A 23,137-nucleotide genomic window follows, 5' to 3' on the forward strand; every position below is an offset into this window, starting at 1 on the left:
GGGAGGGGACGGCGCGGCGGAAGGGCTACCCCAGGTGCTGCGGCCCGAAGGCCTGCGGCAGCATCTCGTCGAGCGTACGGAGACCGTCCGGTGTTTCCAGGACGAGGCCGGGCCCGCCGAACTCGTACAGCAGCTGGCGGCAGCGCCCGCACGGCACGAGCACCGCGCCCGTGCCGTCCACGCAGGTGAAGTGGGTCAGCCGGCCGCCGCCCGTGGCGGCCAGCTGGGAGACCAGCCCGCACTCGGCGCACAGGCCGATGCCGTAGGAGGCGTTCTCGACGTTGCAGCCGGTGATCATGCGGCCGTCGTCGACGAGGGCCGCCACGCCGACCGGGTAGCCCGAGTAGGGGGCGTACGCCCGGGACATCGCGTCCCGGGCGGCCTCGCGCAGCGCGTCCCAGTCGACGGGCCGTGGGGTCGTCACTTGCCCTCGCCCTTGCGGTACGGCACGCCGCCCGCCTTGGGCATGCGCAACCGCTGGGCGGACAGGGCGAGGACCAGCAGCGTCGTGACGTACGGCGCGGCGTCCACGAACTGGCTCGGCACCTGGTCCGTGAGGCCGTACCAGGTGAACAGCACCCCGGAGATGACCGCCGAGATCACGGCGCTCACGTACTTCTTCCGGTACAGCTGCCAGAACACGACGATCACCAGGAGGATCGCCAGGAGCAGCAGCATGGCGTGGACGTTCTCGGCACCGCCGCGGAGCTTGAGGCTGTCGGTGAAGCCGAAGAGCCCGGCGCCGAGCGCCATGCCGCCCGGCATCCAGTTACCGAAGATCATCGCGGCGAGGCCGATGTACCCGCGACCGCCGGTCTGGCCCTCCTGGTAGATGCTGGTGGCGACGATGGCGAGGAAGGCACCGCCGAGTCCCGCCAGACCGCCCGAGATCGTCACGGCGATGTACTTGTACTTGTAGACGTTCACGCCGAGGGTCTCGGCCGCCACCGGGCTCTCACCGCAGGAGCGGAGCCGCAGACCGAAGGCCGTGCGCCACAGCACGAACCAGGTGACGGGGATGAGCAGCAGGGCGACGACCGTGAGCAGCGACAGCCCGGTGACCAGACCTCCGACGATGCCGGCGAGGTCGGAGACGAAGAACCAGTGGTGTTGTTGCAGGTCCTGCATCCAGTCCGAAAGACCCGGCACGGTGATCTTGTCGATCTCGTCGAGGCGCGGGGACTGCTTGGAGGAGCCGCCGGGCTCGTCGGCGAAGGTGAAGTTGGAGAGGTAGCGGGTGACGCCGACCGCGAGGATGTTGATGGCCACACCGGAGACGATGTGGTTCACGCCGAAGGTGACGGTGATGACGGCGTGGAGCAGCCCGCCGAGCGCGCCGCCGATGATGCCGAAGAGGACGCCCACCCACGGGCCCCACTGGAAACCGGCCCAGGCACCGAACCACGTGCCGAGGATCATCATGCCTTCGAGGCCGATGTTGACGACACCGGCCCGCTCGGCCCAGAGTCCGCCGAGTCCCGCCAGACCGATCGGGACGGCGAGTTCGAGGGCGCCGCTCACCTGGCCCACGGAGGTCACGTCGTCCGCGCCGCTGATGAGGCGCACCAGCGAGACGAGGGCGAGCGCACCGGCGATGATCAGGAGGGCGACGGGCAGGGACAGCTTGCGCCGTCCGCCGCCCTTCGGGGCGGCTACGCGTGCGGCGGAGACTTTGCTGGTGCTCACAGGGCCGCCTCCTTCTCGGTGGTGAGGGCGTGGCCGGCGGCGAGTTCCTCGCCGACCTTCTGCTGCTGGCGGCGGGTCCCGTAGCGCCGGACGAGTTCGTAGCTGACGACGACCGAGATCACGATCAGGCCCTGCATGATCGTGGCGATCTCCTTCTCGAAGCCGAACTGGTCGAGGGGGGACGACGCCTTGTCCAGGAACGCGATCAGCAGGGCGCTGAGCGCGATGCCCACCGGGTGGTTGCGGCCGAGCAGGGCGATGGTGATGCCGGTGAAGCCGAGGCCGACGGGGAAGTCGAGGCTGTAGGTGTGGGTGTCTCCCAGCAGCGTCGGCATCCCGACGAGACCGGCGACCGCGCCGGAGATCAGCATCGACGTCAGGATCATCTTCTTGGCGTCCACGCCGGACGCCTGGGCGGCGCTCTCGCTGGCGCCGGTGGCGCGCAGGTCGAAACCGAACCGGGTGCGGTTCAGCACGAGCCAGTAGACGAGGCCGCAGCCGACGGCGACGAAGGTGAAGCCGTAGATCTCACCGGCTTCGGGGCTCAGGGGCAGCCCGGGGAACCAGCCTGCCTCCGGGATGTCGCCCGTCGTCAGGTTGTTGGAACCCGTCGCCTGCTCCCCGAAGTTCTTCGGCAGGATCAGCCAGGCGATCAGCGAGGTCGAGATGGAGTTGAGCATGATCGTCGAGACGACCTCGCTCACGCCGCGCGTGGTCTTGAGGATGCCGGCGATGCCCGCCCAGAAGGCGCCGACGAGCATGGCCACGATGACGATCAGTGCGATCTGGAGCGGCCCGGGGAGGCTGACGCTGGCGCCGACGAGGGCGGCCATCATCGCCGCGAGGCGGTACTGCCCGTCGACGCCGATGTTGAAGAGGTTCATGCGGAAGCCGACCGCGACCGCGAGGGCGGCGAGGTAGTACGTCCCGGCCTGGTTGATGATCAGGACCTGTACGTCGCTGTACGACACCTGCTCGAACAGCAGGCGGTACAGCTCGAAGGGGTCGCGGTCGGAGACGAGCAGCACCAGGGTGCTGAGCACGAAGGCCACGACCAGGGCGAGCACCGGGCCGGCGAAGCCCAGGATCAGCCGGTCCTTGTCGAATTTCCTCATCAGGCCTCGTCCTCCGGGGCTGCTTCGAGGTGACCGGCGGCGGCACCGGTCATGGCCGAGCCCAGTTCCTCGGGTGTGATGGTGGCGGGGTCGGCGTCGGCGACCAGCTGCCCGCGGAACATGACGCGCAGGGTGTCGGAGAGCCCGATGAGCTCGTCCAGGTCCGCGGAGATCAGCAGGACGGCCAGCCCTTCGCGGCGCGCCTCCCGGATCTGGTCCCAGATCTGCGCCTGCGCGCCGACGTCCACACCGCGGGTGGGGTGGGCGGCGATCAGGAGCTTCGGGTGGTGGCTCATCTCGCGGCCGACGATCAGCTTCTGCTGGTTGCCGCCGGAGAGGGACGCCGCGGTGACCTCGATGCCCGGGGTGCGCACGTCGTACTCGCGCACGATCCGCTCGGTGTCGGCGCGCGCCGCCTTCGGGTCCAGCAGCCAGCCCTTGCTGTTGGGCTTCTCCGTGACGTGGCCGAGGATGCGGTTCTCCCAGAGCGGGGAGTCCAGCAGCACCCCGTGGCGGTGGCGGTCCTCGGGGATGTAGCCGATGCCGCCCTCACGCCTCTTGCGCGTGGGGGTGCGCGAGATGTCGTCGGCGTCCAGCGTGATGACTCCGCCGTCCGGGTTCCGCATACCGACGAGCGTCTCGATCAGCTCGGTCTGCCCGTTCCCCTCGACACCCGCGATGCCAAGGACCTCGCCCTTGTGGATCGTGAAGTCCACGTCGGACAGGACGTCGCGCACGGCCCCGTCCGGGTCCGTCACGCTGAGGGTGAGCCCCTCCACACGCAGCATGGGCACGTCGGTCACCGTGGACTCGCGGGTCTCCGGCGAGGGGAGCTCGCTGCCGACCATCAGTTCGGCGAGCTGCTTGGTGGTGGTGTTCGCGGGGTCGGCGGTGCCCACCGTGGTCCCGCGCCGGATCACCGTGATCTCGTCGGCGACGGAGAGGACTTCGCCGAGCTTGTGCGAGATGAAGATGACGGTGAGGCCCTCGGCCTTGAGCTCGCGGAGGTTCGCGAAGAGCGCGTCGACCTCCTGCGGGACCAGTACGGCGGTCGGCTCGTCCAGGATGAGGATGCGGGCGCCGCGGTAGAGGACCTTGAGGATCTCCACGCGCTGACGGTCGGCGACGCCGAGGTCCTCGACGAGTGCGTCGGGCCTGACCCCCAGACCGTAGGCGTCGGAGATCTCCTTGATCTTCTTGCGCGCCGCGGAGCCGATGCCGTGCAGCTTCTCGCCGCCGAGGACGACGTTCTCCAGGACGGTGAAGTTGTCGGCGAGCATGAAGTGCTGGTGGACCATGCCGATTCCGCGCGCGATGGCGTCACCGGGGTTGCCGAACGAGACCTGCTCACCGTCCACGGCGATGGTGCCCTCGTCCGGCTTCTGCATGCCGTAGAGGATCTTCATCAGGGTGGACTTCCCGGCGCCGTTCTCACCGACGAGGGCGTGGACCGTTCCCTTGCGTACGGTGATGCCGATGTCGTGGTTGGCCACGACTCCGGGGAAGCGCTTGGTGATGCCGTGCAGTTCTACGGCAGGGGGACTGCTGGACGCGTTGATGACGCACTCTCCTTGGCCGGACAGGAGCGGGGGCACAGGGGCAGGGGGCGGGGGTGAAGTTATCGCGCCTGAGGGCTGTCTACACGCGTAGTGCTGCCGAATCGTGAAGCGTAGGCGCACGGCACGGTCCGGACGCGGGGTTCCGGGCCTGTGCGAGCAGGGCACTGCGAAGGGCACAACTTCCTCGACGGGCACCCCACGGGCCCGGAGCGGCGACTGCGCGCGCTCCGGGCCCACGGGAAACCAGCGTGACGACCGGGATCGTTACGGGGCGGACTTGACGGTGATCTTGCCGTCGATGATTTCCTTCTTCGCCTTGTCCACGGCGGCGATGACCTCGGTCATCTCGGTGAAGGCCGGGTTGGACGAGGACAGGCCGACGCCGTCCTTGTCGAGGCCGTAGCGCACCTCGCCGGACTGCGGCTTGCCGTCCTGGACGGACTTGATCAGGTTGAAGACGGAGTCCTCGACGTCCTTGGTGACCGAGGTCAGGATCGACGCCTTGTAGGCGGCGAGGCCCTCCTGCTTGTACTGGTCGGAGTCGACGCCGATGTTCCACTTGCCGGCCTTGGAGACGGCCTCGATCGCACCCGAACCGGCGAGACCGGCCGCCGAGTAGACCACGTCGGCACCCTTGTCGAGCTGCCCCTGGGCGGCGGCCTTGCCGAGGTCGGGCTTGGAGAAGCCGTCGAAGTTCGGCGGCTGCGTCAGGTACTGGGGCACGACCTTGACCGAGGGGTCGGTCTCCTTGACGCCCTGCTCGAAGCCCGCCTGGAACTTCTTGATCAGCGGGGTCTCGACACCACCGATGAAGCCGACCGTCTTGGTCTTGGTGACCTTGGCCGCGGCGACGCCCGCGAGGTAGGAGCCCTGCTCCTCGTTGAAGACGATGTTGGCGATGTTCTCGCCGGTCACCGAGGCGTCGTCGATGATGCCGAAGGTGACCTTCGGGAACTTCGGCGCGACCTTCTCGATGGCGGGGGCGTAGGCGAAGCCGACGCCGATCACCGGGTTGTTGCCGGCGCGGGCCAGCGCGGTGAGGCGCTGCACCTTGTCGGCGTCCGCCTCGCCGTCCGACGGCTCGGCCTCGGTGCCCTTGACGCCGAGGTCCTTCTCGGCCCGGGCCAGACCCGCGTAGGCGGCGTCGTTGAACGACTGGTCGCCGCGGCCACCGATGTCGTAGGCGATGGCCGATTTCTCGGCCTTGGAGTCGGAACTGCTGCTCGACGAGGAGGACGACTCGCCACACGCCGTGACGCTCAGCGCGAGTGCCGCGGACATGACGCCCACGGTGGCAATCCTGGTGATCCGGCGCAAGGGAAGGCTCCTTCAAACCTGACCGAAGCGCCTCTTCCGGCGCTGGTTTCGCCGCGATCGTAACGCGCGTAGATGTCAGATAAGGACCTGTACGGAAGCCGTTATCGGATCGTCGCGAACAGGAGGTGTCCTGTCCGGTTACAAGCCGTTACCAGCAGGGAACACGATGCCATCCGGAGGCGTCCGCCGTCCCGACATCGCACGTCAGGCGTCCAGCAACGCGGCGGCGGTGAACAGCTCCACCCCCACGGTGATCGCCTCCTCGTCCACGTCGAAGTTGCCCCGGTGCAGGTCGAGGTCACGCGTGTCGCCAGGGGTCCGCACCCCCAGTCTCGCCATGGCGCCAGGGATCTTCTCCAGGTACCAGGAGAAGTCCTCGCCGCCCAGGCTCTGCTCGGTGTCCTCGATCGCGTACGACCCGCGCCGGACGGTCATCGCGGCGTCGAGGAGGCCGATCGTCTCCGCGTCGTTCACCACGGGCGGCACCCCTCGGATGTAGTCGATCACCGTCTTGGCCCGGTACATTCCGGCCACCTCGTCGATCGCCGCGTGCACCAGGTCCGGTGCCTGCCGCCAGCTCTCCAGATCGAGGCAGCGGACCGTCCCGGAGAGCTCGGCGTGCTGCGGGATGACGTTCGGCGCGTGACCGGTCTGCAGCCGCCCCCAGGTGAGCGCGAGACCGGCCCGCGCGTCGACGCGCCGGGCGAGCAGCGCGGGCACGTCGGTGGCCACCCTGGCCGCCGCGGTCACCAGGTCGGTGGTCAGGTGCGGCCGGGCGGTGTGTCCGCCGGGACCGTCGAGGGAGACCTCCAGGCGGTCACAGGCCGAGGTGATCGGCCCGATCCGGAGCCCGATCCTGCCCACGTCCACCTTGGGGTCGCAGTGCACCCCGAGGATCCGCCCCACCCCTGCCAGCACACCGGCCGCGACCACGTCGGTGGCGCCGCCGGGCAGCACCTCCTCCGCGGGCTGGAACAGCAGCCTCACCGGGCGGGGCAGCAGACCCTGCCGGTCCAGCTCGCTCAGCACCAGGCCCGCACCCAGGACGCAGCTGGTGTGGACGTCGTGCCCGCAGGCGTGCGCGCGGTCGGGCACCGTGGACCTGTAGGAGACGCCCTCCTTGGTGTCCGGGATCGGCAGCGCGTCGATGTCGGCCCGCAACGCCAGGATCGGCGTCACACCGTCCCACTCCCCCACGTCACACACGAGCCCCGTGCCACCGGGCAGCACCTGCGGCTCCAGACCGGCCTTCTCCAGCCTGGCCTTGATCGCCGCGGTGGTACGGAACTCCTGGTTGCCTAGCTCGGGGTGCATATGCAGATCACGGCGGAACGCGACGAGTTCGGCACGCAGATCGCCGGGCAGAGCGCCGGGCAGGACGACCTCGGTGTGGGGTGCACGGGACTTCAACTGGTTCACCCAGTCAAGGGTAGGCCCCCGATACCCACAACTGACCACTGATCCACAAAAGTTCAGCCGCTCAGGGGAACAAAAACCGGTCTTGCGGCGTGTGACGGGCGGTTGTGATGGGTATGCTCCGGCGCTCACCGAACCAGCATGAATGAGCCCGCCCGCCTTATTCCTCCCCCAGACGCGGAGGGCGTGCACATCCTTGAAGTACGCGTAGTCCTTGAGATTCAGGGTCGCCGGCGGTAGGTCATAGGTGAGGCTGCAAGCCGCGATCCACATGTCGTTGACCGGCTGCGGCCGGCCGGCTTTCCGACGTACGCCGCCCGCCTCCTGCGGCTCCGGCGCGGGAGGAGGCGCGGGTGCCGCCCGATCCCGGCGCCCGGAGGCCGAGGCTCGGGCGTCGAGCTTCGGGCCCTCCGCTTGCAGCCGCCCTCTCAGGGCGGGGTTGTTCGGCGAGCATCACGGCGTACACCGGGGAGTCCGGCTGCCGCCCCCGTCATGACCGTTGCCGCGCCGGGTCGGCGGTTCGGCGCTGTCCGAGCTCGGGGACTTCGCCGAGGATTCGCGGCCAGGTTCGCTCCACGCACCGAGGCCGGGGAAGCGGAGACAGAGCCCGGTCCAGCGGTTCGGTCAACGTGGCTCCGTCGGGCGGGCGCCTCGCAGGAACTGTGTCACCGCGGTGTCCACGAGCCCTTCGAGCCGCCCCGGCTCGATCATGCCGCTGTTGAGCATGGACGTGATCCCCAGGACGGTGGCGTAGATGATGAGCCCGATGTCCTCCGGGTCGCCCTCCTCCAACTCGCCGCGCGCCTGGCCCTCTTCGATCAGATCACCGATCTGCCCGAATGCGGCTGCGGCGGCCTCGGCGACTGCGGTCGCCCCTGGGCGGTGCTTGCTGGAGTTCATCAGCCCGGTCAGCGCGGCGTTCTCGGTCGCGAACCGGACGTAGGCCGACGCGAACGCGTGCAGGCGAGCGGACAGGTCGCCCCCGTCGTCGATCTCGTCCACCGCGGCCCGCAGCTTCGCGCCGAGGCGGACGAAGCCCGACTCGGCGAGGGCGTCCAGCAGCGCGCGGCGGTCCGCGAAGTGCCGACGGGGCGCCGCGTGACTCACGCCGACATCCCGCGCCAAGTCCCGTAGGGAGAGGTGCTCGACCCCGTGCGCCCTCAGGCCGCGCTCCGCCGCGTCAAGTAGCTCCGTGCGGAGATTCCCGTGGTGGTAGGGCCGCTGCTCGGTGGTGTCAGGCATGGGATCAGCCTACCCAGCGCAATGTTTCCATTGACAACAATGTTGCCAATGCCTACTCTTTCGACATGTCCAGATTCGCCGTACGGGCGTTCGCCCACGACACGGCACGGCGGCTGTGGGAGGTGTCGGAGCAACTGACCGGCACGCGCTTCCCCCTGGGTGCACCCGCACCCCCTGCCTCGTGAAAGGACCCGCCACAGTGATTCGTCCACGGAAAGACCCGCGGAAAGACCCGCTGAAGAACCCTCGTGAGCCGGACGAACTCGTCGTCGTCTCCGGCGCCTCGTCGGGCATCGGAGCCGCGACGGCGCAAGCCCTCGCCGCCATGGGCTACCACGTCCTCGCCGGGGTACGCAACGACAGCGAGGCGGACGCCGTCCGGGCCGACGGCATCGAACCGGTCACCTTGGACATCACCGTCCCGGAACACATCGAGGCCCTGGCCCGGCGGATCGCCGACGACCCCGGACGACGCGAGCTGCGTGTCCTGGTCAACAACGCGGGGATCGAGATCAACGCCCCCGTCGAGGTGCTCCCTCTCTCCCTGTGGCGCGAACAGTTCGAGGTGAACCTCTTCGGGCACATCGCCGTCATCCAGAGGCTCCTGCCGTTCCTTCGGCGGAGCCGGGGCCGAATCGTCAACATCAGTTCCGTGGGCGGGGTGGCCGCGCTGCCCGTCTTCGGGGCGTACGCGGGAACCAAGTTCGCCCTCGAAGCGGCCAGCGACTCCCTGCGCCGCGAGGTCTCGGCGCACGGCGTGCAGGTGGTCGTCGTCCAGCCCGGCGGCGTCCGGACCGAGATGGCCGCCCGCAGCGGTGACATCTCCCTCGAACTCGCCGCCGGGATGAGCGCCGAGCACCAACGTCTCTACGGCGGCCTCATCAACGCGACGGTGTCGTCGAACGCGGCCTTTCTGGAACGCGCCCTACCAGCGGCGAAGGCGGGGGCCAAGATCGCCAGGGTGGCGACCACGCCCCGTCCGCGCGCCCGGTACACCCTCGGCGCGGACGCCGCCTTCGTCATCCCCCTCGCCCGTTTCCTGCCGGCCCGTCTGATGGACGGCATCCTCGCGATGAGCCACCGGCCCAAGAACCCGAAAGCCGCGCCCACGCCCGTACCCGCGTCCACAGGTGGTCCTTCATGACCACGCCATCGCCGATATCCCTGACCGCTGCACGGACCGCGCCCCTAGGATGCGCGGGAACTGCATCGACCACCTGCGGAGGCCGCGTTGAGCGAGTTGGCGCATGTCACTCCGGACATCCGTGACCGGCTCCTCGTCCGGTTCGGCGCCGATGTCCTCGGTTGGTGCGACGGGTTACCGGCTCTCGTCCATGAACTCGCCGCTCGTTGGGGTCTGGATCCTGTCTCGGCGGGTGGCGGAGGCACCTCGCGGGTGTTCCGCTGCTCGCGACGCGACACCGGCGCCCCGGTCTGGCTGAAGCTCACGCCGGAGCCCGTGATCGCCCGCGAGGAAGCCGAAGCCCTGCGGGCCTGGGCAGGGACACCTTCCGTTGTCACTCTGCTGGCAGTGGACCTCGACGCCGGAGCCCTGCTGTTGGAGGACGTGGAACCGGGAGTGCCGGTGCGGCAGCTCACCTGGACCTTGCCCGAGGTCGCGGCCCTGCTCCGAGAACTGCGAGTCTCGTCTCCCCCACGAGGGGAGCACTCGGTACTGCGGCCTCTCTCACACCGGATCGACTTCCTGTTCGACATGACCGATCGCAGGCTGGCGGCGGCCCGCACGAACGTCCCGCTCGCCCCGGCAGCGCTGGGTCGGGCCCGAGCCGCGGCCCTGGCGCTTGCGGCCGGTGGGCCGATGGCCCTCGTGCACGGTGATCTCCATCCAGCCAACGTGCTGTCTGGTCCGGGCGCCCGCATGGTCGCGATCGATCCGAGGCCGACGTGGGGCGACCCGGACTTCGACACTGTGGACTGGGCACTTGAGGGAGTCACGGATCCGGCCATGCTGGAGCAGCGGATCGGGGAGCTGGCGGCGCTGGTTCCCGGCCTCTCTCCACACCGCGTGCTGGATTGGTGCCGGGCCTCGGCCGCTCTCGACGCGGTCCCTCGGCTGTGCGCAGGACGGGACGATCCGCAGACGCGGTTCCTCACGGCCCTGGCCGGCGGCTGATCCACCCGGTGGTGGCTGCGGCCGTGGCCGAGTCGTACGCGTACGCCGGGCGACAGGTCTCAGGACACCAGGCTCTGCTCCTCCAGCTCCGTCAGCTTCACGGTGCACAAGCCGCCGCGTTCGGCCTTCACCGCCGTCACCTTCAGCTGCGTGCCCGGCGTCAGGATGAACTCCTCCTCGCCCGTGAAGGCGGAGAAGCGGCGGATGCCCACCGCCCTGGCGGGCGTCACCTCGAAGAGTGTCCGCTTGCCACGGCTGCCGAGGAACGACCGCGCCACGCCGATCTCGGACGTGCAGGAGGACACGCCCCACCAGGTCACCGTCCGGCCGAGTGGGTACTGCGCGCGCAGGTCCAGCGACACCCCTCGCCACAACGGCCGCGTGTGGGCGGGGAGCTGCGATACCGCCGAGAAGAGGAGTCGCAGATAGGGGAGGTACGGGACGACCTTCGCCCGGTCCGGGGAGCGCAGGACGGCATTGATCTCCCGGTAGAACGCGGACTCGCAGGTGTAGAGGTAGAGCGCGGCGATCGCGTCGGCGGACAGCTCGCCCGCCGCCTCGTCGGCGCGCCGCTTCCCGAACTCGTGCGACCGCTCGACATGCCGTTCGATGCCGGCCAGCACCGATGTGACCGGGCCCACGGCGTCCGGGAAGCCCAGGAGCGGGGTGTCGAAGACACCTGTGATCGCGGGCAGGACCAGGCCCTCGTCCCTGACGCCCGCGAGCCGGTCCAGATACAGCTGATGCAGCTCCATGGTCGACGCGATGAACGCGCCCATGCGGTCCGCGACACCGTCGTCCGCCCCGCCGGGACCCTCCGCGGCCGTGTTCCACCCCTGGCTCGGCAGCCAGTCGATCTCGTCCGCGCCCAGCGAGGCGAGTGCGGCGTTGACCGTCCCGAAGTGCTCGCCCTCGCAGAAGATGTCGCCCTGCGCGGCGGGGTTCGGGTGGTCGATGTGCCGGACCTCGACATCCGGGTACTTCTTCTGGAGCCGCAGCACGACGTTCTTCAGGCTGCGTGCATGAGCGCCCCACCAGGCGAAGACGACGTAACGGTCCTCCTGCCCTGCGTTCTGCTTGGCCTTGAGGATCTCCTCGACGATCCGCTCGGCCGCCGGCCGCCAGAACCTGGTGTGCTGGTCGGTGGCCATCGCGCCGTCGCTGCTGGCGGTGAGTGCCGCGTTCAGCAGCAGTACCCCCTGCGTGAGCATCGCCTGGAACCACTCCGGCGGCTGGACGGTGTCCTTCTCCTTCAACAGCGCGCGTACGTCGGCGATCGGGGTCTTCTTCGGTATGTCGTACTTCCACATCGCCGCTGCCTTGATGATGCAGCGGATGCTGACGACCCGGCCGAACTGGCTGTCCTTCCAGTCGTGGAAGGTGTTGTCGAACATCGCGATGCCGGTCGCGCTCTCCGGCCTCGGGTAGGGGTTCTGGCCGAAGACGACGACCTTCCACTTGTGCGGCGGATTCGGTTTGAGCGCCTGGAACGTCAGCTCGCGCACCGGTACGACGCCCGGGCTCCGGTTCGGGCCGATGAACTCCGCGGCGTCCGGCTGCGATTCGATGACCGGCTTCAGCAGCGGGAGCCACGGTTCGCCGCCGCCCTCGAACAGGTCGGCCAGGGCCAGCGGGTCGTTCGGGTCGGGCTGGGCCGGGGTGGTGGCATCGCTCATGGTGAAGCACTCCGCAGGATCGGTCCGGGTGGTGTTCGCAGCCGTGGGCGCGGTCCGGCGCCGCGTGCGCCGTGGTCCCGCATACGAGGAGTTATAGCCGCCGCCACTGACAGCGAGGGCGTGCCCGACCCCCGGTCGCGGAGGCGTTGTCAGTGGCGCGCTGTAGCGTCCTGATCACTGGGAGAACGCCTCTTGATCGGAGTGAACGATGTCCGCGAACCGCTTGCACTCACCGCCTGTCAGGGTGGTTCTGACCGACCTCAACACCGATGTCGTCGAGGCGTGGAGGGCCGCGTTCGCCGACACCCCGGAGATCGAGATCCGCAAGGGATCGATCCTCGACGAGAAGGCCGACGCCTGGGTCAACCCGACCAACTCACGCGGTCGCATGGACGGTGGCGCCGACGCCGCGATCAAGCGGCACCTCGGCGCCGGCATCCAGCTGCGTGTGCAGCGGGCGATCCGCGACAGGTTCGCGGGGAGCCTCCCTGTGGGCAGCGCGGTGTGTGTCCCGTCCGGAGCGGTCAACCCGAAGTTCCTCATACCGACCCCGACCATGGAGGGGTCCTCGCAGAACGTCAGCGAGACCCTGAACGTCGCCCTGGCCTGCGCCGCCGCCTTCCAGGCGATCCATCAGCAGAACAGGAAGGCGCCGGGCAGCATCGAATCGGTGGCGCTGGTCGGCATGGGCGCCCGCACCGGCCGGGTACCGGCGCGGGTGTGCGCCAACCTGATGTGGACGGGCTACACGCTGTACAACGACCACCGCTTCGAGGACTACGACGAGCTGCGCGGCACGATCACCGCGCAGCTCCACGACATCGAGGCCGTCCCTGCCACGGAGCGTGTCCGCATCGACCCCACAAGGCGCGGCGCGGCCCGCCGCTGACGACAGGGCCGGTCATGTCACCGCCCCAGGGGCGGCGTTCGCCTCAAGGGAACTTCACCTCGGCGAGAGATGAAGCGGGCATGATGCCCACGGACCGAGCGGCGTCCTGCCGCGGTCCCATCCGGAGAACGGGAGAATCCCATGCCCGCCTACGTCATCGTCAACGTCGATGTGCTCGACGAGGAGGCCGGTCTCGCCTACGCGGCCGTGGCCCAGAAGTCCGTCCTCAGCCACGGCGGCCGGTACCTGGTCGCGGGCTCCACACCCCAGCCGGTCGAAGGCACCTGGGACTCCTCCCGGTTCATGGTCATCGCGTTCCCCGACATGGACCGGATCCGGGAGTGGTACGACTCCCCCGAGTACCGGCGCGCCCGCGACATACGTGAGGGCAGAGCACGGGTGGGGATGCTGTTCGTCGAGGGCTCGCCACCTGAGGGCTTCACCCTCCCGTCCTGAGTGCGCGTCTCCTTCATGGTCTGCGTGGCGGTCGCCGGGCTCTACGACGCCGCCACCGCGTCACCCACAATCCTCTTCCTGCAGACCGTGCCCGCGGTCGTCGCCCTGGCGCTCGTGATCAGCGCCCACTGACGCTCAGGTCCACGCCCCGCAGGCCCCGTAGGGGTCCCGCCCTGTCGACGCGAGCAGCCGCTCGAACGGGGACGCGTCGGCGGCGACCGGCACCGGCTCCCCGAACACGCCCATCGAGCGGGCCGTCGGCGCCAGCTCCGCCACCGCGTCCGCGAGCACCCCCACGACCTGCGGCGGGGCCTCGTACGCCTGGCCCGTGGCGCGCGCCAGGCCCCAGGCGTGCACCGTCAGATCGAGCAGCGCCATCGAGCCGACGAGCCGCGCCGGCATGTTCATCGCGCCGCTCGTCCCCTCCTCGGCCCCCGGCACCGCCCACGCCGCGACGAGCGCGTCCGTCTCCGCCGCGAACCGCTCCCGCCACGCCGCGCCCTCGGCGCCCACATGGTCCGCCCCAAGTGGTGCATCCTGCGCTACCGCATCCACGAGGCCGTCGAAGCGGCCGGCACCAGGACGGACGTCGACTGGGCCGCCCTCGCCGCCGACCTCGGCCACGCCGACCAGGCCCATCTCGTACGGCACTTCACGGCGACGGTCGGCGTCCCGCCGACGTCCTACCCCGGACCCCAGGATCCCTTGACACATCAAGATCCACTTCTGTGACGCACCTTCGGTGCCACGAGCGCAGGGGTGCGTGAGACCCGGCAAGGTCCGCTGCACAGGCTCTAGCGAAGGACCTGCTCGACGTGGTGGTCGAGGAGAAGCTCGGCGGCTTCCGGGGTGCGGTAACCGAGGGCGATGTCCACGCCGAGGCCGGTGGCGAGGGACCAGCAGATGTCGGCATCGGTACGTTCCTCGCAACGCGGCTCGCTGCCCCGCTCCTCCCTGGCTGCCGCGATGAGGCCGGCGGTGAACGTGAGCAGCTCGTCGTCGACCGGCGCCAGAGCCCTGGCCATCGTCTGATCGGAGACCGCCCGGCCTGCGGCCGCCAGCGCGAAGCGCATCAGCCGCGTACTCTCCTGGGCCGGGCTGATCAAGGCGTACAGGCAGGCGCGGAGTACGGCCTCCGGACTGGTCGCGTCGGCGGCGGTGACCGCTTTCTCGATGGTGGCGTTGACGGCCCGTACGGCTCGGTCGAGGGCGTCGCGGATCAGGGCCTGCATCGAGGAGTAGTAGTGCTGGATCTGGCCCATCGAGACGCCCGCCTCTTCGGCCACCTTACGCAGCGACACCTGCTCGATGCCGCCGCGCACGGTCAGTGACCAGACGGCCTCGACGAGGCGCACCCTGCGCGCTTCGTGATCCACGATCTTCGGCACGGCGTCGCCGCCTCTCCTCGCACTTTCACCATGCGATCGCATTGCAAAACCGAGCACCGCCAGTTTACAGTGCAAGTGCATGGTAAACCTGATCAGGCCGAGGAGGAACCCGTGAAATATGGCCTCTACCAGGCGCTCGGTATGGCGCTGCTCGTCATCGGAGCCCAGGGTGCAATACGTCAACTCGTCGACCACGACAACGCCGGCCTGTTGGGGTGGCTGCCGGGAGGCTTCGCGGTGAGCATCACCGTGTACGTACTGGCGGTCGCGATCGGCGCGGTCATCGCAGGGCGAGCTCAAAACGCCCGTAAGGCGCCTGGCAACTGACTCGGTGCGAGTGGACGGGGGGCTGTTCGGCGGATCATGGACGGAGCCAAAGGCGGATTGCTGCTGCGGTGACGGTGCCATGGAAGACGTAGGCCCTCTTGTCACGCCTCGTGGCGACGGGCCCGGGAGTTCTTGAGTGCATTGATCGTTCGCTCGACTTTGAGGTGCGTCGCCCCACTGACCCGGCGTGATGAGTGAGGAAGGCGAGGGGCCGGCAGCCCCCCTCACCCACCGAATGGGTCTTGCAGGTCAGCCCGCCCCGGGAGCGTCCGAGCCCTTCATCGGGGCGGTGCTGCCGGGGCGTCCGCCTTCCCGGAATCCGAGGCAGCTTCTTGGGTGCTCCGGCGGCGTGCTGGTGAGCGCGGCAGGACGTCGAATCCACGCTCACCATCGACCCAGTCGACACCCGGGGCAGGTCACACGATCCGCCGGACAGGCCCTAAGTACTGGGGAGCGGCAATTCGGCGAGCATCACGGCGTACACCGGTGAGTCCGGAAACGGCTGCCGCTCCCCGACCTTCCGGAAGCCCCAGGTCTCGTACATCGCCTGCACCCGGGGATGCCGTGCGTCCACGAGCAACGCCACCAGATCCTCGTCCCGCCCGTGGAGAAGCGCCCGAGTGACCGACTCGGAAACCCCGGCCTTGCGCCACTTCGCGCGGACGGCCAGTTCGGAGAAGGAGTACGTGCGCTCCCGGCCGGGGGCCGGGTCGAGGTGATCACGCCACCACTCGCGCTTCGGGGCCGAGGGCGCTCCGTACGCGAAGGCCACGGCCTCTTCTCCGTCGAAGGCGATCACGCAGGAGAATTCGGGATGGCCGCCCCAGTGGTCGACGAACCACGGGAACCGTTGGTTGAACTCGTCGTCCATGGCATCCGCGTAGGCGTCGGCGTGCACGTCGATGAGCGCCTGCCTGATCTGCTGGAGATCGTCGTGACCGAAGCGTCGTACGTGCAAGTCGGCGGCGTTCAAGCTCGGCTCCATTCGGATCGGTAGTGGTCTCCCCACTCTCGGGCGATACCGGCGTCCGGCGCAAGAGTGATCAAGTCCCGATAGAAGTCGCCGAGCAGGGACCGCATGCGCCCGGGGATCGGCGTGCCCGCCATCAGTTCGAAGACGGCCGAGGCCGTGGAACACGCCTGGTCGACATCGCGCTGATGCACCTGGGTCAGCGCGAGCCGGGCGGTGGCCAGAGCCCGGTTTCTGCGGAACTGCCCGGGAATGCTTCCCAGCGCCTGGTGGGAGGCGGCCTCGGCGCCCGCGAAGTCGCCGGTCCGGTCTCTGACGATCGCCGTCATGGCCGTCAGCTCGGCATGACCGTAGAACGCTGTCCAGCTCGGCCGGGCACGGCCGGAGTCGGCCTTGCCCAGTGCGTCACGAGCACGCCCCAGGGATCGCAGAGCTGCCTGACGGTCACCGAGATTCGAGTGACCGACAGCTGTGCGGGCGTGTGCCAGCGAGGCGAAGAAGGGGTCCCGTCGAGCGATCGCCGTAGCCAGTGCCGCCTGTCCGCAGTCGACGGCGTCCGTGTGCGCCCCACGCTGGTGGGCGAGCATCGCGTAGGAGTTCCAGACCCTCAACTCGACTGCGGCATCCTGTCCCACCCCGGCCAGATACAACGCGCGGCCCAGCAGAGCCTGCGCCCGGTCCGTTCGCCTGGCGTCCAATGCGCTCCATGCCGCCGTGGCGACGTAGTCGGCGGCCACGGCGAAAAGCCGTAGCCGGACCCGCTGAGTGGCACCGAGCCTCTGCTTCCCCAGAGCCTCCTCCGCTCCGGCCAGCGCAGCGTCCTCCAGCCCTTCATGGCCACCTCTGCTGTCATCCAGAGCCATCAGGGCGTCCAACCCGTCACGAAGCCGCATGACGTCCGACGTACCCACCCGGGGCGGCGCTCCCACAAAGGGGACACCCCATGCTGCGGATGTGCCGGTGGCGGCCCGGAGTACGCTCCTGCGCCCCATGAGGGAGTCCGCTCCATCTGCGGGAGAACGCCTCCCGGCAGGCGGGACGAATCCCAGCTCCTCGACGGGACATCCGAATACCGCGGCCAAGGCTTCACGTTGCCGAGGGTGAGGCCACCGCGTGTTTCCGGTCAGCCAGTTACGGACGGTGCGATCGCTCACCGTGCCGTCGTGACCGGACCACCGTAAGCGCGCGTTCACCGCTTCGGCCAACTCCGACTGGGTGAGTCCGACCTCGTCCAAGGCACGACCGAGAGCCTCGTTACCGTTCACGCACTCACCGTAACCAAGGTGGGTGTGACGCAACCTCATGGCCGGGGAATTTCCGCTCGACCGTGAGGGACAGCGCCCCGCCTTTTCCTTCTGCTCTTCTTCCGACGGTCGTTGACTGGTCCGAGGCCGCAAACTTCGCACCCGACGAGGTCCCGATGACAGTGACCACCACGCCAGGACCCGCACGTCACCCCGGATACTCCCGGACGCTTCCTCGTGAGCCGGAGAGCGCCGGTGCCGCCCGCAAGTTGGTACGAACCGCGCTCGCTGCGTGGGAACAGGACGATCTCGTCGAGGACGCCCTCCTCATCACGACTGAGCTGGTGTCCAATGCCCTCGATCACGCCTGCCACGGACCCATGAGAATCATCGTCTCCCTGCCCACGGATCAGCTGGTACGCATCGGGGTCGTGGACAGGTCCAAGGCCGTCCCGATGATGCGGACGGACGACGCCGGCGGAGACGACCTGCGGGGACGGGGCCTCCTTCTGGTCGATGCGCTGAGCGATCGCTGGGGCACGGACCTCTACCGCTGGGGAAAGCAGGTCTGGAGCGAGCTGGTGTGCTCCGGACCTCCCCCGCCCTGAGAGGTCAAGGCCGTACGCCGAGGGGGACTTCGCTGAGTCATCCCCCCATGGGGAGCATTCAGGCAGTGTCTCGCCTCAGCGTTCCGGACCTCGCGGAATACGGTCAGATCAAGGCGTCGGCCACTGAGGTACTGATGATCGCGGCTGAACGCCGGGCCATCGAGACCGGGTGGCGCCCGATGCCGAACGCGATCGCCGCCGGCGCCGGCACGCTGCCGGTGACCACGGCGCCGCGGCGCAGCCGGCGCCGTCGTGGAACATCGACGGCGGGGGCCCGGACGGTTGACCACGGCGGCAGGGTGTCGGGGCGACACCCTGCGTCGTCGTACGGCGAGCCGACGGCCCGCTCAGCCCTTCGCGACGGCTGTGGCACGCCACGGGGCCAGCCGCTGTGCGTCCTTGGCTGTCTCCGTGACGCCGCTCAGGAAGCCCTGGGCGCGCGGCGATGCCGTGTCCCGGAGCCACTCGGGCGCTATGTCGCACACCGCGACCTTCACGCCCGTGCCCGCCAGGGCCAGGGGGAGGGTGTGGACCACGGTGGACGGGAAACTCAGCACCGTGTGGCCGATGGGGCCTCTGCGGGCGATGAGTTCCAGGGGCAGGTCGGGGCGGACGATCTCCAGGCCGGTGGCGGATTCCAGGGCGTGGAGCTTGTCCGCTGACTCGCGGCGGTGGGCGAAGTAGCGGGTCGCCCCGTGGGCGCGGGCGAGGGTGGTGACCGCTTCCTCGTACGGGACCGGGTCGACCACTCCCGTCTCCACCAGGGAGGTGCCGACCAGGTCGGCGCCCTTGGTGATCAGGGGCGGGCCGAAGCGCTCCCGGGTCCAGGCGAAGGTGTTCGCCGTGACCTCGACGCCCTCGGGGGCTTCCACCGGCATCGCGGTGAACACCTCGACCGTGCGGGTCGCCGACGGGGTGAAGCTGCGGCGGGCCGCGGAGCTGACCGGAGCCAGGAGCAGCTCGCGCGGGCCCCCGCTCCCCCGGCGGTGCCAGCGCACCAGGCGCTCACCACGGGCCAGCTGGGCGACGAACTCCATGGTGGCGGTGCCGTCGTCGACCACCGTGATCCGGCGGGCGCGGACCAGGGTGAGGAGCAGTTGCACGTACCGGGAGAACGGGTCCCCGATGACGATGCGGTCGGCCTTGCGGATCAGGCCGGTCAGCGCCCGCAAGGCCTTCAGAGGCGCGCCGGTGTCCCCGCGCGCCTCCTGCCAGCGGACGGTGATGCCCTCGTCGCGGGCCAGCTCCGCCATCCTGCGCAGCTGTCCGCGCGACATCGGGTCGACCGGGGGGAGGATGACGACCGTGGTGTCGGATCCTCCCCGGGTGTGGGTCCACTCCAGGACGTTCAGGAGCTGGACCGGGCTCTCGACGAAGGCGAGGTTCACCGGTCGGCCCGTCAGACCGTGACCGGCTCGGCGGCCGGCGCGTTGCCCTCGGCGACGACGCCCGCGACCCGGCGGAGCTTCTTCATCGGGCCGAGCTCCGACTCGTAGACCTTCTTGACACCGTCACCGAGGGACTCCTCGATGGTGCGGATGTCGCGGACGAGGCGCGTCAGGCCCTGCGGCTCGACGGAGGCCGCCTGGTCGGAGCCCCACATGGCGCGGTCCAGGGTGATGTGACGCTCGACGAACGTGGCGCCGAGCGCGACGGCGGCGAGGGTCGTCTGCAGGCCGGTCTCGTGGCCGCTGTAGCCGATCGGGACGTTCGGGTACTCCTGCTGAAGGGTGTTGATGACCCGCAGGTTGAGCTCCTCGGCCTTCGCCGGGTACGTCGAGGTGGCGTGGCAGAGCAGGATGTTGTCGCTGCCGAGGACCTCGACCGCGTGACGGATCTGCTTCGGCGTCGACATGCCGGTGGAGAGGATGACGGTGCGGCCGGTGGCGCGCAGCGAGCGGAGCAGCTCGTCGTCCGTGAGGGAGGCGGAGGCGACCTTGTGCGCGGGGACGTCGAACTTCTCCAGGAAGGCGACGGCCTCGGTGTCCCACGGGGAGGCGAACCAGTCGATGCCGCGCTTGGCGCAGTGCTCGGCGATGGCGGTGTACTCGGCCTCACCGAACTCGACGCGGTGGCGGTAGTCGATGTACGTCATCCGGCCCCACGGGGTGTCGCGCTCGATGTCCCACTGGTCGCGCGGGGTGCAGATCTCCGGGGTGCGCTTCTGGAACTTGACCGCGTCGCAGCCGGCTTCGGCGGCCGCGTCGATCAGCGCGATCGCGTTGTCGAGCTCGCCGTTGTGGTTGATGCCGATCTCACCGGTGATGTAGACGGGGTGGCCGGGGCCGGCGGTGCGGGTGCCGAAGGTGCGCAGACGGGAGGTGTTGCTCATGGTGGTGCTTCCTTAGGTGACGGGGACGCTACTTGGTGGGGGTGTGAGTGGTGCCGGTGGAGAGGGTGGGGCCCAGGAGCCAGGCCGCGATCTCGCGGATGGCACCGGACCCGCCGGGGTTCGCGGTCACGGCGCGCGCTGCGGCACGCACCGAGTCGTGGGCACTCGCGACGGCGACGGGCCAGCCCGCCAGGCCGAAGCAGGCCAGGTCGTTGACGTCGTTGCCGACGTAGAGCACGCGGTCGGGAGCGATGCCCTGCTCCTCGCACCACTGCTTGAGTGCCAGGTCCTTGCGGTCGATGCCGTGCAGGACGGGGACCTGGAGCTTGCGGGCGCGGGCGGCGACGACCGGGTTCTGTTCCGTGGAGAGGATCAGGAGCGGTACGCCGGCCCGGCGCAGGGCGGCGATACCGAGCCCGTCCCCCCGGTGCACGGAGACGATCTCGCGGCCGTCGGAGTCGATGAGGACGCGGTCGTCGGTCTGTGTGCCGTCGAAGTCGAGGACCACCGCGTCGATGTCCGCGAGGGTGGGCAGCGGGGAGGGGTCCAGGAGCGGGGCGAGGGCACGGGCGCGGGCCAGGTCGTGCGGGTCGTCGATCTCCAGGACCCGGGCGGGGTCGGTGGGGACGAGCGCGGTGTGGCCGAAGAAGCGGTGGCGGTGGGTGCGGAAGCCCTCGACGTCCATGGCGTAGGCGGCGCCGGTCTCCAGGTAGTCCTGGGGCCGGTCCTGGCGCCGGGGGCGCACGGCCTTGTCGTGGTTGACGCCGTACGTGTCGTCCTCGACCGCGCTGCCGTCACGCCACACGAAGCCGTGGAAGGGGGCGACGGTGACGGCGGTGTCCGCGCCGTCACGGGTGATCGCGGCGGCGACCCCGTCGATGTCCTCGCGGGTGATGAAGGGGCTCGTGCACTGGACCAGGAGCACCACGTCGGCCTTCCGGCCGTGCGAGGTCGTCTCGTAGGTGTGCAGGGCGTGCAGGACCGCGTCCTCGCTGGTCGCCGTGTCACCGGCGATGGCGGCGGGGCGTTGCACGCAGTGCAGCCGGGCCTCCTCCCCCAGTGCCTCCGCCGCGGACCTGGCCGCTGCGGAGATGGCCGCGTCGTCGGTGGTGACGACGACGTCCGTGACCTCGGGCGAGGAGAGGCAGGCGCGAACGGCGCGTGCGACGAGCGGTACGCCGCCGACACGGGCGAGGTTCTTCGCGGGCACGCCCTTGGATCCGCCGCGGGCGGGGATCACTGCGAGGACGGTAGGGGGCGGGGTCATGGTTGCTCCTGAATCGGTGGTCACAGCTCGCCCATCCGCCGGATCACGGGGGCGACCCGCTGGACGCCGTGGCGGTAGGCGCCGCGTGCCGCGTTGCGCACGGTCTCGCGGACCGCGCCCCGGACCCGGCCCGTCTCCTTGGGGGTGACGGCGCCCGGCAGCGGGTGGCCGTCGGGGCCCAGGTGGTAGCGGGCGAGGATGCCGGGGAGGTATCCGGGTGCGGTGGCGGGGGTGTAGTAGGGGGCGAGGCGGGGAAGCGGTCCGGCGTCGAGCAGGGCCGCGACCCGGGCGCGGGCGGTGTCGTAGGCCGTCCCGTAGGTGCCGTCGGCGGCGACGCCCTGGCCCGAGAGCCACTCCGCGTCGGGTTCGGGGCGGAAGCCGCCGTCGAGGTGGTCCCAGGACGTGATCAGTCCGGAGCCGATGAAGTGGTGGTTGCCGAGGGCCTCACGGACGCCGAGGTCGGAGAGGATCGCGGTCGGGATCCGCCGGTGCAGGGACTCCAGGGCGGCGGTCGAGGACACGGTGACCAGCAGGTCGGTGCGGTCCAGGACCTCACCCATGTGCCCGTACACGAGGCTGAAGTTGGGCGGCAGGCCGCCGGGGATCCGCTCGGCGAGCCGCTGGTAGGGCAGCTCCTCGATGTGCGTGGTGTGCTCCCCCGGCTTGGAGCGCAGCTTCAGCAGCACCTCGCGGCCGGGGTGCAGCCGGGCGTGCTCGACGAGCCGGCGCAGCAGGTACGTGCGGTCGGCACGGGAGGCCGGTACGGAGGGCTGGGCGGCGAACACGACGGTGTCGCGGCCTTCCACCGCCTGATGGGGCTCCCCGCCGAGGAACGGCAGAGCGGCCTCCGTGACGGACGACGCGTCGGCGCCGACCCCTTCGTACACGGCGCGGAAACGCTCGCCGTCATGGCGCGAGTTGGCGAGGACGACGTCCGCGCCGTGGCGCAGCAGGAGCCCGTCGGCGAGCTTCTCGTAGACGACGCCGACGTAGCCGGTGACGACGACGGGCCTGCGGGGCAGGTCCAGTGCGGCCAGGCCGTGCAGCATCGCCTGGACGGCACCGCCGACCAGGGCGAGGACCACGACGTCGTACCCCTCGTCCCGCACCGTGTGCAGGAACTCGACGGCGGTCACCTCGCGCACCCGGCCGGTGTCGATCCCGACCTCACCGACCTCGGCGAGCTGGCGGGGCGTCGGGGTGGCCCGGCCGCGCAGCAGCAGTCCGTGGATCTCGACGGGTCGCTCCGTCGCGCCGGCCTCCGGGGCCGTGGAGAGGCGGTGCGCGGTGAGCGCGCCCCACTTCCAGCGGGTGTCGGAGTCGGCGAGCACGGCTATGCGGAGAACCGCACGGTCGGCTTCTGGGGTATCGGCCGGAGCGGCCGTGTCATCGGTACGGGGGGGCACGTCGTAAAAGCTAGGAAGCCTTTCCGAGCCGCGGCCCAACGTGGTGGCAACAGATGGTTAACAGCCGGTCGACGGTTGGGGATTCGGGCCGTTCGGCGAAGGAAT

At 69.9% G+C, this 23,137-nt stretch carries 23 protein-coding genes and 2 pseudogenes; 8 read left to right on the top strand and 17 right to left on the bottom strand.

Features of this window, described 5'->3' with window-relative positions; all coding sequences use genetic code 11:
- Positions 1 to 25: 25 nt before the first annotated feature.
- The 7 genes from ABT001_RS26075 to ABT001_RS26105 all read right to left on the bottom strand — a co-directional run bounded on the left by ABT001_RS26075 (position 26) and on the right by ABT001_RS26105 (position 8,335).
- Positions 26 to 424, bottom strand: a complete 399-nt coding sequence (locus ABT001_RS26075; protein ID WP_351282004.1) for a cytidine deaminase — start codon at positions 422 to 424, stop codon at positions 26 to 28.
- Positions 421 to 1,686 (bottom strand): ABC transporter permease, encoded by a 1,266-nt coding sequence (locus ABT001_RS26080; RefSeq protein ID WP_351282006.1) that lies wholly within the window; start codon positions 1,684 to 1,686, stop codon positions 421 to 423. Before ABT001_RS26080 ends, ABT001_RS26075 begins: the two co-directional genes overlap by 4 nt.
- On the bottom strand, positions 1,683 to 2,801 hold the full coding sequence (locus ABT001_RS26085) for an ABC transporter permease (RefSeq protein ID WP_351282008.1): 1,119 nt from the start codon (positions 2,799 to 2,801) through the stop codon (positions 1,683 to 1,685). Before ABT001_RS26085 ends, ABT001_RS26080 begins: the two co-directional genes overlap by 4 nt.
- Positions 2,801 to 4,384, bottom strand: coding sequence for an ABC transporter ATP-binding protein (locus ABT001_RS26090; protein ID WP_351282105.1), 1,584 nt, complete (start codon positions 4,382 to 4,384; stop codon positions 2,801 to 2,803). Before ABT001_RS26090 ends, ABT001_RS26085 begins: the two co-directional genes overlap by 1 nt.
- Positions 4,385 to 4,624: 240 nt before the next feature.
- Positions 4,625 to 5,677, bottom strand: a complete 1,053-nt coding sequence (locus ABT001_RS26095; protein ID WP_351282010.1) for a BMP family lipoprotein — start codon at positions 5,675 to 5,677, stop codon at positions 4,625 to 4,627.
- A 204-nt stretch (positions 5,678 to 5,881) separates the two neighbouring features.
- The gene (locus tag ABT001_RS26100; protein WP_502967522.1) at positions 5,882 to 7,096 is read right to left on the bottom strand and encodes an amidohydrolase; all 1,215 of its coding nucleotides are present in this window, start codon (positions 7,094 to 7,096) and stop codon (positions 5,882 to 5,884) included.
- A gap of 621 nt (positions 7,097 to 7,717) precedes the next feature.
- Positions 7,718 to 8,335 carry a TetR/AcrR family transcriptional regulator gene (locus ABT001_RS26105; RefSeq protein ID WP_351282013.1) on the bottom strand — a complete coding sequence of 206 codons (618 nt, stop codon included), beginning with the start codon at positions 8,333 to 8,335 and terminating at the stop codon, positions 7,718 to 7,720.
- Positions 8,336 to 8,534: 199 nt separating this feature from the next.
- Here ABT001_RS26105 and ABT001_RS26110 point away from each other — a divergent pair, with 199 nt between their 5' ends.
- Together ABT001_RS26110 and ABT001_RS26115 are read left to right on the top strand one after the other, a co-directional pair.
- Positions 8,535 to 9,479: an SDR family NAD(P)-dependent oxidoreductase gene (locus tag ABT001_RS26110; protein ID WP_351282015.1), complete on the top strand. Its 945-nt coding sequence runs from the start codon at positions 8,535 to 8,537 to the stop codon at positions 9,477 to 9,479.
- An 87-nt stretch (positions 9,480 to 9,566) separates the two neighbouring features.
- The gene (locus ABT001_RS26115) at positions 9,567 to 10,469 is read left to right on the top strand and encodes an aminoglycoside phosphotransferase family protein (protein WP_351282018.1); all 903 of its coding nucleotides are present in this window, start codon (positions 9,567 to 9,569) and stop codon (positions 10,467 to 10,469) included.
- Between the two features lie 59 nt (positions 10,470 to 10,528).
- Here ABT001_RS26115 and ABT001_RS26120 read toward each other — a convergent pair whose 3' ends face one another.
- On the bottom strand, positions 10,529 to 12,145 hold the full coding sequence (locus tag ABT001_RS26120) for an ADP-ribosyltransferase domain-containing protein (RefSeq protein WP_351282021.1): 1,617 nt from the start codon (positions 12,143 to 12,145) through the stop codon (positions 10,529 to 10,531).
- A gap of 244 nt (positions 12,146 to 12,389) precedes the next feature.
- Here ABT001_RS26120 and ABT001_RS26125 point away from each other — a divergent pair, with 244 nt between their 5' ends.
- From ABT001_RS26125 to ABT001_RS26135, 3 genes are all read left to right on the top strand, one after another.
- Positions 12,390 to 13,034: a macro domain-containing protein gene (locus tag ABT001_RS26125; RefSeq protein ID WP_351282023.1), complete on the top strand. Its 645-nt coding sequence runs from the start codon at positions 12,390 to 12,392 to the stop codon at positions 13,032 to 13,034.
- A gap of 141 nt (positions 13,035 to 13,175) precedes the next feature.
- Entirely contained in the window at positions 13,176 to 13,490 is a 315-nt protein-coding gene (locus ABT001_RS26130; RefSeq protein WP_351282026.1) for a DUF1330 domain-containing protein, read from the top strand.
- Entirely contained in the window at positions 13,491 to 13,622 is a 132-nt protein-coding gene (locus ABT001_RS26135; RefSeq protein ID WP_351282029.1) for a DUF1304 family protein, read from the top strand.
- Positions 13,623 to 13,625: 3 nt separating this feature from the next.
- Here the strand turns inward: ABT001_RS26135 and ABT001_RS26140 are convergent, their stop codons facing one another.
- Positions 13,626 to 14,003 (bottom strand): TIGR03086 family metal-binding protein, encoded by a 378-nt coding sequence (locus tag ABT001_RS26140; RefSeq protein WP_502967523.1) that lies wholly within the window; start codon positions 14,001 to 14,003, stop codon positions 13,626 to 13,628.
- A 3-nt stretch (positions 14,004 to 14,006) separates the two neighbouring features.
- On the opposite strand from ABT001_RS26140, the pseudogene ABT001_RS26145 reads away from it, so the two are divergent.
- Positions 14,007 to 14,222 (top strand): annotated as a pseudogene (locus ABT001_RS26145) (helix-turn-helix domain-containing protein); the annotation flags it as partial.
- A gap of 62 nt (positions 14,223 to 14,284) precedes the next feature.
- On the opposite strand, the gene ABT001_RS26150 reads toward ABT001_RS26145, so the two are convergent.
- Positions 14,285 to 14,878 (bottom strand): TetR/AcrR family transcriptional regulator, encoded by a 594-nt coding sequence (locus ABT001_RS26150; RefSeq protein ID WP_351282032.1) that lies wholly within the window; start codon positions 14,876 to 14,878, stop codon positions 14,285 to 14,287.
- Here ABT001_RS26150 and ABT001_RS26155 point away from each other — a divergent pair.
- On the top strand, positions 14,858 to 15,205 hold the full coding sequence (locus tag ABT001_RS26155) for a hypothetical protein (RefSeq protein ID WP_351282035.1): 348 nt from the start codon (positions 14,858 to 14,860) through the stop codon (positions 15,203 to 15,205). The genes ABT001_RS26150 and ABT001_RS26155 overlap by 21 nt on opposite strands.
- Before the next feature lie 34 nt (positions 15,206 to 15,239).
- Here the strand turns inward: ABT001_RS26155 and ABT001_RS26160 are convergent.
- The 3 genes and pseudogenes from ABT001_RS26160 to ABT001_RS26170 all read right to left on the bottom strand — a co-directional run.
- A pseudogene (locus tag ABT001_RS26160) lies at positions 15,240 to 15,599 on the bottom strand (transposase family protein); the annotation flags it as partial.
- 45 nt (positions 15,600 to 15,644) lie between these two features.
- Positions 15,645 to 16,190 carry a GNAT family N-acetyltransferase gene (locus ABT001_RS26165; RefSeq protein ID WP_351282037.1) on the bottom strand — a complete coding sequence of 182 codons (546 nt, stop codon included), beginning with the start codon at positions 16,188 to 16,190 and terminating at the stop codon, positions 15,645 to 15,647.
- Positions 16,175 to 17,479: a helix-turn-helix transcriptional regulator gene (locus ABT001_RS26170; RefSeq protein ID WP_502967524.1), complete on the bottom strand. Its 1,305-nt coding sequence runs from the start codon at positions 17,477 to 17,479 to the stop codon at positions 16,175 to 16,177. The genes ABT001_RS26165 and ABT001_RS26170 overlap by 16 nt, the downstream gene beginning before the upstream one ends.
- 116 nt (positions 17,480 to 17,595) lie before the next feature.
- Between ABT001_RS26170 and ABT001_RS26175 the strand changes: the two genes are divergently transcribed.
- A complete protein-coding gene (locus tag ABT001_RS26175) occupies positions 17,596 to 18,027 on the top strand; it encodes an ATP-binding protein (RefSeq protein ID WP_351282042.1) in 432 nt (143 codons plus the stop codon).
- Positions 18,028 to 18,374: 347 nt separating this feature from the next.
- Here ABT001_RS26175 and ABT001_RS26180 read toward each other — a convergent pair whose 3' ends face one another.
- From ABT001_RS26180 to ABT001_RS26195, 4 genes are read right to left on the bottom strand one after another with little or no spacing between them, the layout of a single operon-like run.
- The gene (locus ABT001_RS26180; protein WP_351282044.1) at positions 18,375 to 19,415 is read right to left on the bottom strand and encodes a hypothetical protein; all 1,041 of its coding nucleotides are present in this window, start codon (positions 19,413 to 19,415) and stop codon (positions 18,375 to 18,377) included.
- A gap of 11 nt (positions 19,416 to 19,426) precedes the next feature.
- Positions 19,427 to 20,359 carry an N-acetylneuraminate synthase family protein gene (locus ABT001_RS26185; RefSeq protein ID WP_351282047.1) on the bottom strand — a complete coding sequence of 311 codons (933 nt, stop codon included), beginning with the start codon at positions 20,357 to 20,359 and terminating at the stop codon, positions 19,427 to 19,429.
- A 28-nt stretch (positions 20,360 to 20,387) separates the two neighbouring features.
- Positions 20,388 to 21,626, bottom strand: coding sequence for a cytidylyltransferase domain-containing protein (locus ABT001_RS26190; protein WP_351282049.1), 1,239 nt, complete (start codon positions 21,624 to 21,626; stop codon positions 20,388 to 20,390).
- Between the two features lie 20 nt (positions 21,627 to 21,646).
- The gene (locus ABT001_RS26195) at positions 21,647 to 23,032 is read right to left on the bottom strand and encodes a DUF6716 putative glycosyltransferase (protein ID WP_351282052.1); all 1,386 of its coding nucleotides are present in this window, start codon (positions 23,030 to 23,032) and stop codon (positions 21,647 to 21,649) included.
- Positions 23,033 to 23,137 lie beyond the last annotated feature (105 nt).

Origin of the sequence: Streptomyces sp. NPDC002793, from assembly GCF_040295485.1 — a bacterium.
Lineage (GTDB): Bacteria > Actinomycetota > Actinomycetes > Streptomycetales > Streptomycetaceae > Streptomyces.

What these genes read in the sequence shown, in the direction of transcription:
- ABT001_RS26085 (WP_351282008.1), bottom strand. Translation starts at nt 2,801, where the DNA reads ATGAGGAAATTCGACAAGGACCGGCTGATCCTGGGCTTCGCCGGCCCG.
- ABT001_RS26105 (WP_351282013.1), bottom strand. Translation starts at nt 8,335, where the DNA reads ATGCCTGACACCACCGAGCAGCGGCCCTACCACCACGGGAATCTCCGC.
- ABT001_RS26120 (WP_351282021.1), bottom strand. Translation starts at nt 12,145, where the DNA reads ATGAGCGATGCCACCACCCCGGCCCAGCCCGACCCGAACGACCCGCTG.
- ABT001_RS26130 (WP_351282026.1), top strand. Translation starts at nt 13,176, where the DNA reads ATGCCCGCCTACGTCATCGTCAACGTCGATGTGCTCGACGAGGAGGCC.
- ABT001_RS26165 (WP_351282037.1), bottom strand. Translation starts at nt 16,190, where the DNA reads ATGGAGCCGAGCTTGAACGCCGCCGACTTGCACGTACGACGCTTCGGT.
- ABT001_RS26170 (WP_502967524.1), bottom strand. Translation starts at nt 17,479, where the DNA reads ATGAGGTTGCGTCACACCCACCTTGGTTACGGTGAGTGCGTGAACGGT.
- ABT001_RS26175 (WP_351282042.1), top strand. Translation starts at nt 17,596, where the DNA reads ATGACAGTGACCACCACGCCAGGACCCGCACGTCACCCCGGATACTCC.
- ABT001_RS26185 (WP_351282047.1), bottom strand. Translation starts at nt 20,359, where the DNA reads ATGAGCAACACCTCCCGTCTGCGCACCTTCGGCACCCGCACCGCCGGC.
- ABT001_RS26190 (WP_351282049.1), bottom strand. Translation starts at nt 21,626, where the DNA reads ATGACCCCGCCCCCTACCGTCCTCGCAGTGATCCCCGCCCGCGGCGGA.